Origin of the sequence: Paenibacillus sp. LPE1-1-1.1 (assembly GCF_040676435.1) — a bacterium.
Classification (GTDB): Bacteria; Bacillota; Bacilli; order Paenibacillales; family Paenibacillaceae; genus Pristimantibacillus.
On record NZ_JBEGHY010000001.1, the window covers coordinates 1,401,784 to 1,419,455 of the forward strand.

The 17,672-nt window shown below is 51.4% G+C and carries 11 protein-coding genes; all 11 read right to left on the minus strand.

Annotation, left to right across the window (positions count from 1 at the left end):
• Window positions 1-9 precede the first annotated feature (9 nt).
• The gene (locus tag MRBLPE1_RS06085; protein ID WP_364142813.1) at window positions 10-1,332 is read right to left on the minus strand and encodes an ABC transporter substrate-binding protein; all 1,323 of its coding nucleotides are present in this window, start codon (window positions 1,330-1,332) and stop codon (window positions 10-12) included.
• A gap of 4 nt (window positions 1,333-1,336) precedes the next feature.
• On the minus strand, window positions 1,337-2,908 hold the full coding sequence (locus MRBLPE1_RS06090; protein WP_364142816.1) for a response regulator: 1,572 nt from the start codon (window positions 2,906-2,908) through the stop codon (window positions 1,337-1,339).
• A gap of 25 nt (window positions 2,909-2,933) precedes the next feature.
• Window positions 2,934-4,730 carry a cache domain-containing sensor histidine kinase gene (locus MRBLPE1_RS06095; protein ID WP_364142818.1) on the minus strand — a complete coding sequence of 599 codons (1,797 nt, stop codon included), beginning with the start codon at window positions 4,728-4,730 and terminating at the stop codon, window positions 2,934-2,936.
• Between the two features lie 20 nt (window positions 4,731-4,750).
• Window positions 4,751-5,782 (minus strand): LacI family DNA-binding transcriptional regulator, encoded by a 1,032-nt coding sequence (locus tag MRBLPE1_RS06100; protein ID WP_364142821.1) that lies wholly within the window; start codon window positions 5,780-5,782, stop codon window positions 4,751-4,753.
• Window positions 5,783-5,926: 144 nt separating this feature from the next.
• Window positions 5,927-8,086, minus strand: a complete 2,160-nt coding sequence (locus MRBLPE1_RS06105) for a DUF4185 domain-containing protein (protein WP_364142824.1) — start codon at window positions 8,084-8,086, stop codon at window positions 5,927-5,929.
• A gap of 64 nt (window positions 8,087-8,150) precedes the next feature.
• Window positions 8,151-10,607, minus strand: a complete 2,457-nt coding sequence (locus MRBLPE1_RS06110) for a GH116 family glycosyl-hydrolase (RefSeq protein WP_364142827.1) — start codon at window positions 10,605-10,607, stop codon at window positions 8,151-8,153.
• Between the two features lie 20 nt (window positions 10,608-10,627).
• Window positions 10,628-11,620: a zinc-dependent alcohol dehydrogenase family protein gene (locus MRBLPE1_RS06115; protein ID WP_364142829.1), complete on the minus strand. Its 993-nt coding sequence runs from the start codon at window positions 11,618-11,620 to the stop codon at window positions 10,628-10,630.
• A 19-nt stretch (window positions 11,621-11,639) separates the two neighbouring features.
• Window positions 11,640-13,589: a DUF4185 domain-containing protein gene (locus MRBLPE1_RS06120; protein WP_364142832.1), complete on the minus strand. Its 1,950-nt coding sequence runs from the start codon at window positions 13,587-13,589 to the stop codon at window positions 11,640-11,642.
• 91 nt (window positions 13,590-13,680) lie between these two features.
• Window positions 13,681-15,912 (minus strand): DUF6259 domain-containing protein, encoded by a 2,232-nt coding sequence (locus MRBLPE1_RS06125; protein WP_364142834.1) that lies wholly within the window; start codon window positions 15,910-15,912, stop codon window positions 13,681-13,683.
• A 16-nt stretch (window positions 15,913-15,928) separates the two neighbouring features.
• On the minus strand, window positions 15,929-16,753 hold the full coding sequence (locus MRBLPE1_RS06130) for a carbohydrate ABC transporter permease (RefSeq protein WP_364142837.1): 825 nt from the start codon (window positions 16,751-16,753) through the stop codon (window positions 15,929-15,931).
• A gap of 29 nt (window positions 16,754-16,782) precedes the next feature.
• Window positions 16,783-17,670, minus strand: coding sequence for a carbohydrate ABC transporter permease (locus MRBLPE1_RS06135; protein ID WP_364142840.1), 888 nt, complete (start codon window positions 17,668-17,670; stop codon window positions 16,783-16,785).
• Window positions 17,671-17,672 lie beyond the last annotated feature (2 nt).

Here is a 17,672-nt window from a genome sequence, read left to right on the forward strand (position 1 = left end):
GAGGGTGGACTATTTTCTTGCGTTCTCCAAATACTTTTTGATTCGCGTATCGGCTCGTTCTTGGATTTGCTGAGCGCTCTCGTCACCAAACAGCAATTGCTGCAACGAATCGGAAAATATCCGGTTTATTTCTTCCGGAAGCTGCGGCTCCTCCCGCTCCGTACCGAATATTTGATCGGTAAATACCGCTCTTAATCCTTGACGGTAATCATCCAGTCCCTCTTGCATGACTGATTTGCGCGGAGAATAAGCAAATTTGGTTTCATTGACCCACTTAAGAGGGATTGCGGGATCTCCGGCTAACGCCCACATAATAAATTTTGCGGCTTCCTCCGCATGTTCGCTTTGTTTGCTCGCGGCAAGCTTCCATCCACCCGCAATCGTCATCGGGTTTCCGCCTTTAGGAACAGGCAGCGGCACGACACCGATCGGCTCATCGGCAAATTCGGTCTCCAGCGTACGGATATTCCACGTACCGCTTACTTGCATCGCCGTCTCGCCGCTTGCGATAATGCCGATATCCGTTACCGGCCGGGAAGGTCTCATATTTAACAGCCCTTGATTAACCATATCCTTGAAGAACGAATACAGCTCCTTTGAAGCTTGTCCAGATAGAGCCGACCCCTTTCCGTCTTCCGTTAACAGGTCGCTGCCGGTCTGCCATAGAAACGGCAGCCAGGAAAAGTTTAAATATACCCCTTCAAAGGTTTCAACGGTCAATCCGCTCACCCGGCTTGTACTGAGCTCTTTGGCGGCTACCATCATTTCGTCCCAAGTCGCAGGAGGCTGAATGCCTTTTTTTCGAAACATTTCCTTATTGTAAAAAAGTCCGAGCAGCTCTGTCTCAATAGGGACAGCATAAATATCTCTGCCAACCGTCACCGATTCCAGCGCCGATGGATAAAAATCGTTTTTCATTTCCGGAGTGAAGGAATCCGTCAGCGGATACAAAATATTCGCCTTCACGAACCGCTCAATCGTCGCCGGAGACACAAAAAAAATGTCCGGCCCTTGCCCCGAAGCGAATGAGGAGAGCAAGCGCGTTCTAGAGAAATAATCATCGCTGGTTACGAATTCAACTTTGATCTTAATATTTTCATGCTCAGCTTCGTATTCTTTGGCCAGCCACTGCCAGAAATCATATTCGCGGGATTGGTGGAACGACCATAAACGAAGCTCGATTTTGTTCTTGTTCGGATCTACTGGCGACGATTCATTGAGCAGCTTGTCGATTGTCGTGCCATCTGACTCCACATAGCTGGCGCAGGCGGCCAGAAACAGAACAAGCATAGAACAAACAATGAGATGCGCGGCTTTCAAGCCATTCCCCATTCAACTAATCCTCCTTGCGGTAAAAAAACTGGCGATATTCCGCCGGCGTCACACCCACTACACGCTTAAACAGCCGGGAAAAATATTTGACGTCCTGATAGCCGACCAACTGGGCAATTTCATAGAGCCGCAGCTGCGCGTTCATCATCAGCGTCTTGGCTTTGTCGACGCGGATCCGGGTTAAATATTCAATGAACGTCTCCCCCGTTTCCTGCTTAAAAAAAGTACTGAGATAATTGCTGCTCATCTGCGCGTGAACGGCTACGTCATCCAGCGATATGTCCTTCGCATAATTTTTGCGGATGAACTCAACGACTTTCTCGATCGTCCGGTTCTGCTTTTGCTGGACGCTCCATTTCATTGAATCGATGACAAGGCTAATCAGCTCCGATAGAAAGCCGACGAATTCCTCCGCCGTAAAATCACGATGAAATAAATCCTGGGGCTGATTGATCTGTTTGAGGATCATTTCACTCAGCTTTTGTTCATAAACGATGCGGAAGACGGACGACAACAGCTGCAAGCAGAAGCGGCGGAACTGCCGAAAGGGAATGCTGCCTTCCTTTATCCGTTCCACAAAAACAGCCAAACCATCCAGCGCTTTCTCGCGCTCGCCTGACCTAACCGATCGAACGATCGCTTCGTCAATCTCGGCAGGATATCCAAGGTCCCGGCGGTTCAACAAGGCCACATCCTCGTATGCGCTGACGATTCCGTCGCCATATATCCATTTGTTTTGCAGCGCTTCCTTTGCCTGCCGAAAGCCGATCGGCAGCTCAGAGAAATCGTCCTGCCTTGCGCTGACGCCAATCGAAATCGAAATTTTCACCCATTTGCTCACTTCTTCCATCAAGCGCTTGGATTGCTCCAGCGTGCACAGGCCATCGGTGATCAAATAATAAAGCTGCGGTCCGTTCGCGAATAAGAAGGTTGAGCTTTCGGCACCAAGCTCCGGCAGCATCTCATGAACGACATTGCGGACCGCAAACAGAACAAGCTGCCTGTCTCCCCATTGATCGTCCATAATCAGATCGTCGTAACGGTCGATCTCAAGAGCCATGAGTTGATAGCTGGACACTTGTTTCGGTAATTGCTGACGCAGCTTTTCCATATACTCCTGCGCTTCCCCAGGTTCAGATGACAACCAGTCTTTCCACCATTTCGAGTAATTAACCGGACTTGGCAATATGGCGGCCACTGGTCCCTGCGCTTGCTTATGCGCCTTCACCCGCAGTAATACGCTTTTTATTTCTGCCGGTTTGACCGGCTTGAGCAAATAATCGAATGCGCCGAATTTCACAGCGGTTTGCGCGTATTCAAAATAACCGTAACCCGATAAAATAACGACATGAACCGGATACTCCTTCAAGGCGCTGAGCAAATCCAGCCCGTTCATAAGCGGCATTCGGATATCGGTAATGACCAAATCGGGACTTTCTTTTCTTACGAGCTCAAGTGCCTCAATACCATTGCATGCCGAGCCGGCTACAGTCCAATCGGGTTCCAGCTGCGGGATGAGCGACTGCAAACCTCTCCGTACCCTCGGCTCGTCATCGACGATAATTACTTTATACATGGGTTTCCTCCTGTGACTGTCATTTTTATCCGCTGCTCCCGTTCTCGATTGGATCACGAGGAAGAATAATCGTGACAACGGTGCCTTTACCCCATTCCGACCGCATGGTCACGCCGTACATGGAGCCATACTCCAGCTTCAGGCGGTCATCCAAATTATAAATGCCAATGCCGTGCGTCCGGCGAAGCAAAATGTTTTGGAGCTCGTCCTCCTTTATGCCGCTCCCGTTATCCACCAGCTGAGCGCGGATGCCGCCTGTCTCAAGATCAGGCATGACCGTGACGGATATCAAACCGCCCGCTTCGATATTTTCCATCCCGTGCAAAATTGAATTTTCCAAATACGGCTGCAAAAACAAACGCGGGACCTTTAACCGAAGCAGCGTCGGATCGACGTGGAAGGTGATATCGAACCGGTCCTCAAATCTCATTTTTTGCAAATACGCGTAATTTTCCGCCCATTTCATTTCTTCTTCGAGCGCGATGCTTGGCTCACCCGGACGGATCGCATAACGCATAATGTCGCTGAGCGCCGCGATCATCGAGCTAATATCATGCTGCTGCCGTTCAATCGCCATCCAATTGATCGTATCAAGCGAGTTATATACGAAATGCGGATTAATTTGTGCTTGAAGCGCACGCACCTCCGCCTCCTTTTCTTTCTCGGAAACGACCCGAACCTCATGGATCAACTCATTAATCCTTCTTCTCATACTGTTAAAAGCCGCATTCAGGAGACCGATTTCATCCTCGGATGCAACGGGCAGCAGAAAGTCGACATTTTCCTTATGGATCTGTTTCATGGCAACCGCCATCTGTCTAATCGGTTTCGTAATGAACCTGGACACCCATAAGGCAAGCAATATAAACGATGCGCCAAAGGCGAAGATGGTTACGATTAAAAATTGCCGAAGCTCCTTGGATTGCTCGGCTAAATCGGTATTAGGAATAAGCGATACATAATACCAGCCATTGTACGCGGATTTCATGTAGCTCATCTGATATAGCTGTCCGTTCATTTTGACCGTTGAGAACGGCTTCTGCCCCGTAAGCAGCTCTTCATAAAAAGGGATCTCTTTCAGCGAATCTCGATAAGCCTCGGAATTTCGATGCCAGATGACATGCCCTTCGCCGTCGGCTATGAGCAGAGTACCGCCAGGGCTGACCCGCACCTGATCTGCCAAACGGTCCAATGCCGTAATCTTTACGTTGATATAGATGGAACCGAGCGTCTGCATGACATCGGCAACGTTCTTCACCTGCATCCCGATCGAGAAATAATGGGAAGGCTCGAAGGTATACCGGTTGACAGGCAGCTCATAAGTCGGTATCCACACCGCTCTTCCGCCGGCATCCTTCACCGCTTGCTGCCAATGGGGATGATTTCGAAATTGCTCCTCATAATATTGCGATCCTTTAAAATCGGCAAAAAACATCTTTTCGCCGCTAAATAAGTAAATGGAGTCCAGGTCATCCTTCCCCCGAAGGAAATTTCGCAAATAACGGTTAATGGAATCGGCAGACAACTGAGCCTCTCCTCCGTCTGCTTGCCGGTTTATTTGGCTTAGCTGTAAAATGACGTTCTCGTTTTCGTATATCGATTTCAATTGCGCTTCATATTCATTCAACAGCCGATCGACGTTCTGGTTGACCAAATGCAGCAGCTGATTCGTTTCCTTTTCCGTACGGTCAGCAACGAATTGATTTGAGCTCTGATAAAATATATAACCAAACAAGGTAAGCGGAATGAAAATAGACAGAACGAGAAGCATCGTTATTTTCTTTTGAAGGTTCATGTGTCGAATCAGCTTCTGCTTCAGCATCGTGTGTGATCTCTCCGCTTCTATATATTCGAGTCGCTAGCCTGCCGCTTGCTCGATTGCCTGACGACCAGCTTTGGCATCATTTTCACTGCTCTATCGGAGATATCATTACCGTGCAGCCTATTCATCAAAATGCGTGCAGCCTGCTTACCGATCTCCTCCTGCATAAGGGAAACGGAGGTAAGCTTTGGGTGAACCCGCGATGAGATATCGAGATTATCCATTCCTACAACAGCCATATCGCGCGGGATCGACAACCCTGCCTCCTCGCATGCATGCATCACGCCGATTGCCATCAAGTCGTTTGCCGCAACGATGGCCTGCGGACGATTGTTCAGCAAGAGAAGCTGCTTTGCAGCCTCGTAACCGCCGGCTTCCGTATAATCGGACTCCTTGACCAGTTCATCCGCGTACGGCAATCCGCCCTCAAGCAAAGCTTCGCGATAACCGCCATACCTTTGAAGGCCCGTTTGCTCACGCAGGCTGCCTCCAATAAATGCAATCCTCTCCATTCCTTGCTGGATCAGATGCTCGGTCCCCTGTTTCGTACCCGCGAACGTATCCACGTACACATAATCAAATCGGTCTTCTCCTGCGGGCGATACGTATTGATTGGTTAGAACCACTGGAGCTGAAAGGTCGTTTATCGCTTGTATATTTTCCTCGCAAAAATGAAACGAAACCATGATCATGCCGTCTGCTGCCCTTTCCTTTACGTTCTGAATCGCCTTCAGTTCCTCCGACAATCGATGCTTGGTATAAAACAGAATCAGCAAGTAGCCGTATTCCTCAGCCACCTGGTTGATCCCGTTAATCATATCGAAGTAAAAGGGATTGCATATGTCGGGTACGGCAAAAATGATTTTATTCGTTTTTCGGGTTTTCAGCATTTTGGCAGCTTGGTCGGGCGCATAATTTAATGCTTTGGCTGCCTCCATAATTTTCAGTTTGGTTCTTTTCCCGCAATAGCCATTGCCAGAAAGCGCTCTCGAAACCGTTGAAGGAGATACGCCAACCTGCTCTGCGATTTGATAAATCGTGTTTTTACTCATCTATTCCTCCAGCTTCATAGCAGCCGTGCCGCTGCCGTTCTGCAATCGATTTCACATTTTACATTAGCATGTTTTTTTTCCGTCATCAATAAAAATAATCCCCTTCCGCTTATCCAGGATCTGCGGAAGGGGAAACATCCTTGCTTATTGCAATACGGCTGCATTGGATACAGGCTTTAGGTCTTTCAACGAGTTCGCGATAAATACTTTTAATGTATACCCGGCATTGTTCCCCGGCATTTTAAAGCCTCCGATAAAGGTTTCCTTTGCGCCCGAGGCAAGCGATTTCGTTACGCCGGCTACATTCTCGATTTCGCCTTTTTTATTATACAGGACCGCAACGAGCGTAACGTCTTTCGCTGCTCCCGTGTTGTTTCTCACGTCCGCGCTGGCGGTAACGAAGCCTTTTTTCGGAAGTTTCGAGATGACTTTTCCTTCGGCATCCGTGAAGGAAACGCCGCTTACGCTGTATGCCGCGCCCGTAACCTTCACCTCTCTTGTGACAGGAACGGCTGTATTGCCTTCCGAGTCCGTTACTTTGTAGGTCAAGGTATAAGTCCCGACAATCGTCCGGTCTACGCTGCCCTCTACGACAATTTTATGCGACAAATCGCCGTCCGCGCTATCGAAAGCCGAAGCTCCTTCGTCGGTAAAGGCGCCGCCTAGCCGCACTTCAATCGCCGCTTCGCCGCGCAGTGTGATAACAGGAGGCGTGGTATCAACAGGCAGCAGCGAATAATCGTCTGCTTGAATCCATGTGTCGCCGTTCGTGTGCATTCCCGTAAATATTTTCACCTGCGTGTTGCTTCCGGAATTGAAACGGACCGATAGTTTCGAATAATTGTCAAACCTTTCAAATTTCGTTTCCTTCAAAATACCGCCTGCGGAATCCCTAACGCCGAAATAGCCGGCATTATTGTTTTGCGAGGTCTTAACGAAGCCGGTAAGCCTATATTCCGTATTCGCTTCGACGTCCACTACTTGCGTGATCGCATTCCAGCCAGCCGTATTTCTCAGCCAAACGTTGTTGCTGCCCGCTCTCGACAACGTCGCATGGTCGATGCCGCCCTTTCCTGCTTCAAGCGTCCACGGGGCAGAGATCGTTTCCGAGTCCTGCTTCTCGAAGGAAGGGTCTGCAATAAGATTATGCGCCGGCGTGCCGATGTCCAGCTTGGCATGCATCAGGAACACATTATAAGGCCCCCATTCCGACATCAGCATATACAAATCTTGGCCGTCATTTGTCCAGGGATGAATGAACCCGCCGTACAATCCCGGATATTCCTCTCCTGTTGCGATTTCGGTCTCGGCGGACCAGCCTTCCGTCAAGCTTGTGGAGCTCCGCATGACGATTGCATAGCGGTTCTCATTCAAATAAGTCATGATCCACTTATCGTAATAAGAATTATACGCAACGGATAATTCGCTGACCGGAGCGTCCACGACCGCGACTGCCGCCGCTTCGTTATTTTTAGACCAGCCCGAGCCGTTCCAATATTCGTATTGCTCCTTCAGGAGCATGTCGCCTTCAGCCGCTCTTGCCAAGTAAGCGCTGTCGAACCGGCCGGCAGACGTTCCGAACATATAGACGTAGCCGCCGTCTTTCACGTAGGCTGCTTGGGCAAATTTGCTCGTACCGCTCCATTTCGTGCCGGATTTCGTCCAGTTCTGACCCTCGTCGTCCGAATATGCGATTTCGGAGAAGTTCGTGTTCCAGCGGCCGTTAGCGCCCCAATTCTTAATCTGCATATAATGGATATAATGCCTTGTGCCAACCGTTATTCCCGCAGTCGGAATCGCGGTGAAATCGCCGCTTCCGGATGTATCGTGGACAGAGCCGATGATTTCTTTGGAATAGCCGGCTTTATTCTCATCCATAATCATCGAAGAGAAGGACAAGCCGTCCGAGAGTACCGCATCCTCCGACACCGCAAGTAAATTGCTTCTCCAACCCGCGCCGCTGCCGCCGCCTCCGAAGCCGCCCCAACCATCGTCATAGGAATCGCCGAATGCGACCATTACTTTTTTGCTGCCATTGTCCGTAGTCGCATCCCACATGATACCCAAATCAGTAGCCGTCAAGGCGTAATTTGTATGAGTCTGATTTGGATTCGGTACGGTTTCTCCCTCGCGGGTAGCACCTGTCACTCTTGATATCTTTGTCGCTTTGCTTGCCGTCAGTTCAAAGGCAGCCGTATCCTCCGGCGCCGGTAGCCCGTCGGCGAAAGAGGGCAATGCTATCGTAAGCATAAGCGTCGTTGCAAGTATGCTGGAACCGATCGCCTTCAAATTGATTCGTTTCATTTCATGTTTCCTCCTTGTCTGTCTGAATGACCAATACCCCGTAGCACTTCATTTCCACTGCCTCTTATAATGCAATCCAAGTACCGCAAGCCTCTACCCTGACCCCGCTCATGTCGCCAGACAGAACATCAACCTGAAACGTGAATTCACCCGTGTCCGGGTTCTTCGTTTGCCTGTAGATGCCCCAGCCTTTCCCCGTGCTCCAAAATGTCGAGTAAACGTCTTGTTTCAGTACCGGATTGAACCTCATTACGCCTTTGGCCATATCAAACTCGAAACCGCTTAAGGCGACGAGCAAGCCCCAGCTGGCCATCGACCGCGCGTAATGATGGCCGCATTCCACTTCATTCCATGGATTGCGCCGGAATCCGTCATGCCTGTCGCGCACCGCTTTAACGACAGTAAGGCCCTCGTCGACATAACCTTCGTAAATCAAGGTCGTCGCAACATGATATTCAACACCCGTCCATACCTCATCGGAGTAGACAAACGGAAGCTTCGGTCTTCCTCCATTCGGCCAAGAGCACATCAGCAGCCCCCCTTCGTCATGGAGCACGTAAGCACGCTGACAATTGGCATGATTCTCGAAGCTGCTTTTGAAATTGTGGCGGTAGACGGCCTGAATGCCGCTTTTTACCTGCTCCTCATCCGCCAAATAGCCGAGACCGTACAGATGGGCCAGCTGCTGTCCGAACAACTGATCCGACAAGCAGCCCGGGCCGTGCTGATACTTGTGCGCATTGACGTCATCGAGACGCTGAACGAAGTACTCTCCGTTCCACGTCAGTTGACAGAGACGCGCGGCGCTTTGTTGATAAAGCTGCTCGTACCGCTCCGCTGCTTCGCCGTCTTCTATCCCTGCCGCCATAGCCGACGCTGCCTTAAGAGCTCCGAGCAGCATAAAGCCGGTTAACGGATTCGGACCGTAAAACTCTATATCGTAAGTATTGTGCTGCTTGCCTTCCAGTACCGCATCCCCGTCGAGATCCCAATGCGCAAATGAAAAATCAAGCGCCCGCTTCACATGCGGCCACAGCTCGGCGAGAAAAGCAGAATCGCCTGACAGCTTCCATTCGCGGCACACCCGCATAACCGAGCCAAGCTGACCGTCTGCTGCGGCTGGCGCCTTTCTTCCTTCCCAGTGCCACTCGCAATCGAACATCCTCATCGCCCGGAACGCCATCATCCCATTCTCGTCGAGCTCTTCCAGAAACTCGATCCGGCGCATGCTTTGCTCGAGCGTCGGATAAAGAAACGCTAAAGTCTGCGCATAATTCCACACATGCGTGCATGTGCCTTCACATGACCCTAGATCATCGAAGGTTCCTTCATAACCAAAGAACCTTCCGTCTTCCAGCCAAAAACAGGTCGTGCTGCGCAGCACCGGCAAGTTGCCTGACAGAGCTTCGAGCACATAGCCTGGCAGAGTGCTTCCGTGAAGGGCGTCACGGAAAGCCAAAGTGCCGCCATAGAGCCGATCAAAATGGCGAACGGTATATAGACCGGCTTCCCAGGAGTCGGCGAACCGGGCCGCGTACCGGTTGCGAACCGTCTCCTTGCCGGGACGTTTATCACGAACATGCTCGTACCAGCCGTTCATCCGATTCGGAAAGCTCCATGACAGGATGAAGCGGAATTCCCTCGTCTCTCCGGGCTCCAGCGATTCGATTACGCCAAGCGATCCCGTGTCCGTTCGATGCTCCGCAGAGGAGGTGTCATATCCTAGGTCATTCAATCGACCGTCTTCCGTGAAATCATCCCAAAACTCCTGCAAAAAGTCATACCAGGCCCCCCGCAGCCATACCCGTTTAAAGGTTGCATTTCGGTTAGTCGTCATCAGTGACAGATTGCCGTATTGCAAATCACCGGCTTGCCACTTCTTCGAATACAGATACAAACCTGACGCATCCTCCGTCTCCCTGAATTCGTTCACGTTTTCACCACATGTCATATCCGGGTGCAGGTTTCCAAAGCGATCGTAGGAAAGCCCTCCTACCGGATTAATGAGCGAACCTGCAATGACCGCTTCGACAGGCTTGTCGCCCGTATTCGTTACCCGGTAGGTTAGAATGGCAGCCGGGATGCCCGAATCGTCCGGCTCAAGCGGAATCATTGGCGTAAACGCCTCCAGCTCCACACGGACTGGCAGCTTGGCATCCTCGAATGCGATCTGGGCAACCGGATACGTTCCTGTCAGTTCTGACCGATCCAGCCGGGGCAGTCCGCCCGCCGTCAGCGGATGATAGCCGTGAGACAGCGAATGCGGCGGCTGCAGCTTCGACTCCAGCACTCTGGCAACCGGCTCTCCCCCTTCAGGCTTCACTCGAATCGCAAAAAAGGTGTTCGGCAGCGAGCTGCCTTTCGCCGGGTTATTGAAAATTTCAAAATCCCGCAGCTCTCCCCGGCTGCCGAGCGATATATTGCCTGTTCCGATCCCGCCAAGCAGAAAAGCTGCTTCCTTCGCTTCACCGGGATAAGTGCGCTGCGTGTTATCGACATACAGCTGCTCTTTCGTATACATCTTAGAAAACTCCTTTCCCATTAAAGCTTGATCTGCACTTTCAACAGCTCGGGATCCTTTGGCTTTGCAAGAAATTCGGCTGTTTCCTCTAATGAAATAACTTTAGACACAAGAGGCTCCAGCTGGATTCTCCCCTCCTTCACCCATTCGAACGCGGGCAGGAACGTATAATTGATAGCCATCGAGCCTAAAATCGTCCAATCCTTATGATAAAGATCGAAGGGATTGATGCGGATCTGGGCATCCTTCGGCGTCACGCCGAACTGCAAATAAGTCGCCGTCTTGCCCAAATAGGAGAAGGCATCCTCGATAACGGCAGGAATGCCGGTCGCGTCAACGACGACGTCGAACTTCACACCGGCAAGAGGGGATTTATCCCGCACGTTGACCGTTTCCGTAGCGCCAAGCGACCTTGCGAGCGCAAGCTTGGTCTCCGATACGTCAACGACCGTAAGCCGCGATGCGCCGGACCGGGATAAAGTCTGCACAAGCTGCTGACCCATCGCCCCTGCGCCAAGCAGCAGTACGGAATTGCCGGCTTTTAGCCGAAGCCTGTTCATCGCATGCACCACGCAGGCGATCGGCTCGATGAACGCAGCTGTCTCGAAGGACATCGAGTCCGGTATGCGGATAACGTTCCGCGCCGGCACGGCCACGAACTCCGCCATGCTTCCGTTCACGGTATTGCCGAGCGCTCCCCAGTTCTCGCATTGGTTGCCCCTGTTCGTGATGCAGTAGACGCAGCGTCCGCAGAACAGGGAAGGATCGGCGGTTACCCGCTCGCCGATCCGAAATCCCTCCACTCCCTCGCCGCATTCATGGATTGTTCCCGAAAACTCATGACCGGGAATAATCGGATAAGGGGACAGAAACTCCCCTTCGAAGATATGAAAGTCGGTCCCGCAAATACCGACCCTCTCCACGCGAATGACAACCTCGTCCCGTCCAGGCGACGGGTAAGGCACCTCCTGCACGGAAGCATGATGCGGTCTGTCAATTACAAGCGCTTTCATGAGTCTGCTCCTCTCGCTGTCAATTTTTGGTCAGGCTGAAGTCGTCGACCTGTATCCAGGTATCGCCGCCGTTCGCCCACATCCCCGCATAGATTTCCACGCTGTGCGCATTGCCGGAATTAAACTGCACGGTATGCTTCGTATAACCCGGCAAGCTGGCGAACGGCGTCTCATTCAGGATCGTGCCTCCGTTTAAAAGTCTCGCGCCAAAATAGCCGTCGTTATTGTTCGCGGATGTGCGGATCCACGCGGACAGCGTATAATTCGTATTTCTTTCGACGAACACTTCCTGCTTCACCGCGTTCCAGCCGGTTCCGTATCTCGCGAACGCATTATTGAGTCCCGTATGGGCGAATCCTGCATTCCGGTCAATGCCTCCGTTGCCATTCAAATACCAAGGCGAGCTAACCGCAGACGCTGGCTGCGATTCGAATCCGGCGTGCCCGACAAGGTTCGTTTCTCTGACCAGGCTCACATCGTCTACCTGAACCCAAGTATCCCCGTTTGCCCACATGCCCGTGTACAGCTCGACAAAATTATTCGCCCCGGAGTTGAATGGCACCGTTAGCTCGGTATAATTCGCGTAGGAATCAAACGGAACCTCGCCGAGAACAATGCCGTCATTAGGCACACGCGCTCCAAAATACCCGTCGTTGTTATTGCCCGACGTTCTAACCCATCCCTTTAAGGTGTAGTTCGTGAACGGTTGAACGACGACACGCTGCTTTATCGCATTCCAGCCGCTGCCGTTTCGGACGTAGCCATTATCCTCTCCCGTGCGGGCTTGACCTAGATTTCGATCAATTCCACCTTCGCCAACCACATGCCACGGCGCCATGACCGGTGTCTGCGTCTGCGTTTCGAAGCCGGGCTCGGTCACGATATTGTCGCCGAACATGTCGGCGGAAAGCGTCGCTTTCATCAGATGCGTATTATAATCCGGGTACCAAGTCGACATGATGAAATAAAGCGTGGCGCTGTTGTTAGACAAGGGGTGCATAAAGGCGTTATATTGCCCCAATCCCGTGAAGTTGCCAGGAACCAATATTTTTTCTCCGCTCCAAGGCCCGACAGGAGTCGGCGCATCCCTCATGACGATGGCTTGGCGATGCTCGTTCAGGTAGGTCATCATATAACGTTTGAAATGGGAGTTGTAAGCGACGGACAGCTCTCCGGCCACGCCGTTAGCGATTGCATACGCGGACGATTGGCTTGTTGACCAGCCGTTGCCGTCCCAGTAACGGTAAGCGTTAATATCGAGCAGGCTGTTCTCGGGTACGCGGGCCAGATATACATCCCCGAAACGTCCGTTCGGCGTGGTGTACATGTAGACGAAGCCGTTGTCCTTAACCATAGCTGCCATTTGGAATTTGTTATCCCATGTGGTTGTATTGTTGTACCATCTGGCCGTCGCATGCTTTGTCCACGTCGCGCCGTTGTTGTCTGAGTAAGCGATGCCGGAATAATTGGTATACCAGAGCCCTGCATCCCCCCAATGGTTGACGGACATATAGTGGATATAATGACGGTTGCCCACGGTGATTCCCGCGGTTGGAATAACGGTCTGTTCATCGAAATTGATTTTTTTGGAAGGCAAAATCTCTTTGGCATGCCCCGGCGTATCCTGAATCATCGTGTCGAAGGACAAGCCGTCGGCCAGATTCGTATCCGATGATATGGCTAGCGTATTGCTGCGCCAGTCGTTAGGACCAAAGCCGTTCGTATCGCCGAAGAGGACGAAATATTGTCCGCCTCCTTTATCCCATACGATACCCAGATCCGTCCCGGTAATTTGGTAATTCACATCCGTCTGATTCGGATTAGGCATCGTCTCTCCTGCCGGTTTAACCCCTGTTACGCGCGCAACCATCTCTAAGCTGGTCGGTGTGACCGCCTCGGCCGTTGCGATGAGCAGGGAGCAGAACACCAATTGGAATACCAATAATGACAAAAGCAATTTTCTTCTCATTCTTCTTGCACCATCCTTCTCCACATGTTTATGGTTCATGTCGGACTGACCGGATGCTTTCCTTGCAAGACGTTAAGCCTTTGCATAATCATTAATGAATTTCAAGCAGGACGACGCTTCTAGCCGGAATATCCAGCTCGAAGGAGCCGTCTCCCAGAGGCGTAAGTACGGTGGTTTCCCCGCCGGCCCCGCCCGTATGCAGAACATACTGGAACGAAGAGCCGGCAAGTCCGTAACGAATCGGCTCGGCAGATGCTTTCACCCGGCGGCTTTCGCCGCTTACGTTAGCGAAGAACAAACCTACGCTCTCCTCTTTGTAGCGCCAGGCGGAATGGACGACCGCATCGACCTCCAGCTCGCCGGAATCGTTGTATTCTTTTGTTTCCTTACCGTGATTGTAGTGGAACCAATCCGCGCTAATGCGGCCGCGCTCAAAGTGAAGCGGAGGCAGCATCATGCCGTAGGCCAAATATTTGTTGCCAGCTCCCGTGCGCAGATCAGCGAACTGAGCCAAGTAATCGGCTCGAACGGCGGAGAAGGCATATCCTCTCGGCTCGAATGGATAGTAGTGCTCTTCCGGCGTATTTTCACGCCCGTCCAGCGCTTCCATCGGGCTGTATTCATAGTTCAGCTCATACAAGCCGCCCCATAAATACGTACGCGCAACCGTAAAATAGTAAAGCGAACCGATTTCCTCGACCAGCTTGCCCCAGCCGTCCAGACGCACCGCACCGTATTCGTGATACACGTAAGCGAACATCGGGATAAGCTCGGCTTCGCCGGTTTTGAGCAAATCGCGCAGCGGATAGCCTTCGAGCGGCGCTGCCGGCTGTCCGCCCGCGCGGGCCTGGTAATAATCGAGCACGTCCAGAAGCGTCTCGTTCATCATCTCCGTGCCCATCGGCACATAACGGCCGGCTGCCTCGATCATCGCCGCTTTCGTCCGGATATAATTTTGCCGGTACGCTTCGTTGATCGCCCTGCCGGCGCCAACCGGATGCCCATGAGAATCGTCTAAACATATCTTCATAATGTTATTGGCCGATATGTCGTAGTAGATAGAATCCACATCATCATTCCGCTGAAGCGCCTCATCACGGTCTACATGAAATTGCTGCGTATAATCGGCTGCCGGACAAATAAACGGGAACCGGTAGGCATCGATTGATTTCAGTTTCTCTTTCTCCGGAAATTTTTGCGCTGCTTCCTTCCCGCGTTCTCCGTCGGCTCCTTCCATATGGAACAGGTAATCGAACTCGAATGGAGCGTATTTATCGCCATAGCCCTTCATCGCCTCAATATTTTCCCGGTTGAAGCGTGTCGGGAACCAATCGTCAAACCCGCCAGGAACGCCCTTATAGAACGTTTGCGGCGCGTTCGACCAGTCCGGCCCTAGAATGTGGAACATTGGCGTACGGATATGCTCATGGTATTTGCGCAGCCACTCGGTTCGATCGGAGCCGGCGTTAATGCCGAAGGTGGCAGCACCCATCGTCTCATGCAGCCACTTGCAGCTGTCCTCATCCTTACGATCGATTAGCTTTCCTTTCGAGCACCAGCTTTGCCGCTCAGCCCATGCCTTGTAAAGATCGGCGGCCTCGTACCAGTCGCGTCCTTCGAGCGGCTTCACAACGATCGGATAATCTGTGCGAATGCCTTTGCCGGCTCCCATATCCTCGCAGCCGTGAATAAAGGACGCTTCGAGCAACCCGCCGTCGTTCTTGTAGAAATTCAGCCATTTGGCATAACCTTCTCCGTCCAGCGCCGCAAAGTAGAGACCGCCCTCATTTAAGCCGTAATAGGTAAAGAACTGCATCGAAGCGCCGGAGAAGCTTTCCGGATAAGGCATGAACCGCAAGCCCGCGCCGTCCTTCTCGAAATGCTTCAAAGGATTGCGTACTTTGAACCCCGTCGCGAAGCTGTGCGCTGCGTAATCATTTTCACCTCCCTCCGTGATGGCGCCAATACCGCCGATAATCGGGTATTCCAGGCTGACGATCCGATCGTTTGTTTCGTTCATCGCCTCGCAGCGGAATTCGATCTCATCGCATCCTTCGGAAATGCTGATTACCGCTTTTACCGTCAGGCCTTCCGATACGCGCCACGTTAGGCTCGCCTCTTGCTTCCCGGCTGTCTGCCGCTCCTCGCACGAAAATTGCTCAAAAGCACTCCGTATTCCGCCGTCGGTTTCAAGACGGAACGGCTCTCCAGCTCCATCGGCTGCAACATATTCCTTATTGCTGCGTTGGTCAAACAAACTTTGGATCGATCCGTCCGTCCCACTAATGCCGATGCGAATACAGCCATTCGCCAGTTCTATCATGAAGAGACGCCTCCCTTTACTTTAAGCCTGAAATTTTGATGCCTTTAATAATGTACTTTTGGAAAATGAGGAACAAGATGATCGTCGGAATCGCCGCAAGCGTAGAGCCGGCCATCAACAGACCCATCTCCGTCGAACGCTCGGAGCGGAATGTGTTCAGGAACTGCATGATTTGGAACAATTCAGGATTCGTAATCGTCATCGTCGGCCATATGAAGGAGTTCCAATAGCCGAGATAGGAGCCGATCCCGACGATAACGAATACCGGGTAGGACATTGGAAAGAAGATGCTTGTGAAAATTCTCCACCTGTTAGCGCCATCGATAAGCGCAGCTTCCTCGAGCGCCAGCGGAATGTTTAAATAAAACTGGCGGATAAAGAACATATGTCCGGCCGAGGCTGCGCCAGGCAATATAAGAACGGCCATCGTGTCCAGCATTTTCATCTCGGTCACTACGATAAAGGAAGTGAGGAGAATGGCCATGCCGGGGATGAACATCGTACAGATGACGAACACCCATAATGTGCGCTTAAAGCGGAATTCGAGCCTGGCGAACACATAAGCCGCCATGGAATTAATCAATAAGCTTAACGCGGCAAAGAGAACCGCGCCGGTGAATGTAACACCCATCGATTTAAGAAACATCGGATCTGACAATATGGTGCCGTAATTCGAAAACAGCCACTTTTCCGGAAAAAACCGGAACGGCGTCGACAGCACCTCGGTCTTGCCCTTGAAGCCGGCGATCACCATCCATACGAGCGGAAACAATGCCACAACCGCTATCAGGATGCCGATTACGTACATGATCGTTTTTACGGTTTGCTCCTGTAATTTCATCGCTTTCTCTCCTCCATTCGCATGCTCGCTTAACCGTCAACCGCTTTTTCCGAATTAAGCACTTTAAAAATAATGGCCGAGATGCTTCCGAGCACAACGAACAAAAGAAGTGCCGAAGCGATCGAATGGCCGACAAGGACGTCGTTCCGGAAATGGTTGAAGATATACAAATTCGGCGTCGTCGTTTCGTCAAGCGGTCCCCCGCCCGTCATAACCAGCGAGAGCTCGAACTGCTGAATGGCGCCCGTAAAGCCGGTAATCAGCAAGAACAATACGATGTTTTTGAGCAAAGGAATCGTAATATGGATCATCTTTGTCCATGAACCGGCTCCTTCAAGATCTGCGGCCTCATAATAGCTTTCAGGAATATCAAGCAATCCGGCGAGCATAATCAGCGTCGTAATCCCGAAGCCAAGCCATATCGCAGGCAGCGCGATGCTTCCAAGCGCCGTCTTCACATCGGCAAGCCAAGCCTGGTTTTCCACGCCGAACTGATTAACGAAAACGTTGGCAAGACCGGCGTTGTAATCGAAAATAAACACGAAAATAATCGAAGCGACAATACCCGATATAATCGTCGGAATATAAATCAATGTTTTTACGAATCCGGAAAGCTTCGTACCCATCGATCGAATGACATGCGCGAACAAAAAAGCGAGAATCATTTGAGCAGGAACAACAAACAAAGCAAATTTCAAGCCGGTTACGATGGCTTTCATAAACAGCGGATCGTTAAGCACATTGATGAAATTTCGCCAGCCGACAAACTGGGATTCCTGATAAAAGCTCCAGTCGTAGAAACTGACATAGAGGGCGTAAACAAACGGGATGACGACAAAAATAGTCAGCAGCACCACGATAGGTATAAGCATGGTATAAGCAGTCATATTGTCGAGCCGTGTTTTATTCTTCTTCATTC

Coding starts and splice junctions, on each gene's coding strand:
- MRBLPE1_RS06085 (WP_364142813.1), bottom strand. CDS start 1,332: ATGGGGAATGGCTTGAAAGCCGCGCATCTCATTGTTTGTTCTATGCTT.
- MRBLPE1_RS06090 (WP_364142816.1), bottom strand. CDS start 2,908: ATGTATAAAGTAATTATCGTCGATGACGAGCCGAGGGTACGGAGAGGT.
- MRBLPE1_RS06095 (WP_364142818.1), bottom strand. CDS start 4,730: ATGCTGAAGCAGAAGCTGATTCGACACATGAACCTTCAAAAGAAAATA.
- MRBLPE1_RS06100 (WP_364142821.1), bottom strand. CDS start 5,782: ATGAGTAAAAACACGATTTATCAAATCGCAGAGCAGGTTGGCGTATCT.
- MRBLPE1_RS06105 (WP_364142824.1), bottom strand. CDS start 8,086: ATGAAACGAATCAATTTGAAGGCGATCGGTTCCAGCATACTTGCAACG.
- MRBLPE1_RS06110 (WP_364142827.1), bottom strand. CDS start 10,607: ATGTATACGAAAGAGCAGCTGTATGTCGATAACACGCAGCGCACTTAT.
- MRBLPE1_RS06115 (WP_364142829.1), bottom strand. CDS start 11,620: ATGAAAGCGCTTGTAATTGACAGACCGCATCATGCTTCCGTGCAGGAG.
- MRBLPE1_RS06120 (WP_364142832.1), bottom strand. CDS start 13,589: ATGAGAAGAAAATTGCTTTTGTCATTATTGGTATTCCAATTGGTGTTC.
- MRBLPE1_RS06125 (WP_364142834.1), bottom strand. CDS start 15,912: ATGATAGAACTGGCGAATGGCTGTATTCGCATCGGCATTAGTGGGACG.
- MRBLPE1_RS06130 (WP_364142837.1), bottom strand. CDS start 16,753: ATGAAATTACAGGAGCAAACCGTAAAAACGATCATGTACGTAATCGGC.
- MRBLPE1_RS06135 (WP_364142840.1), bottom strand. CDS start 17,670: ATGAAGAAGAATAAAACACGGCTCGACAATATGACTGCTTATACCATG.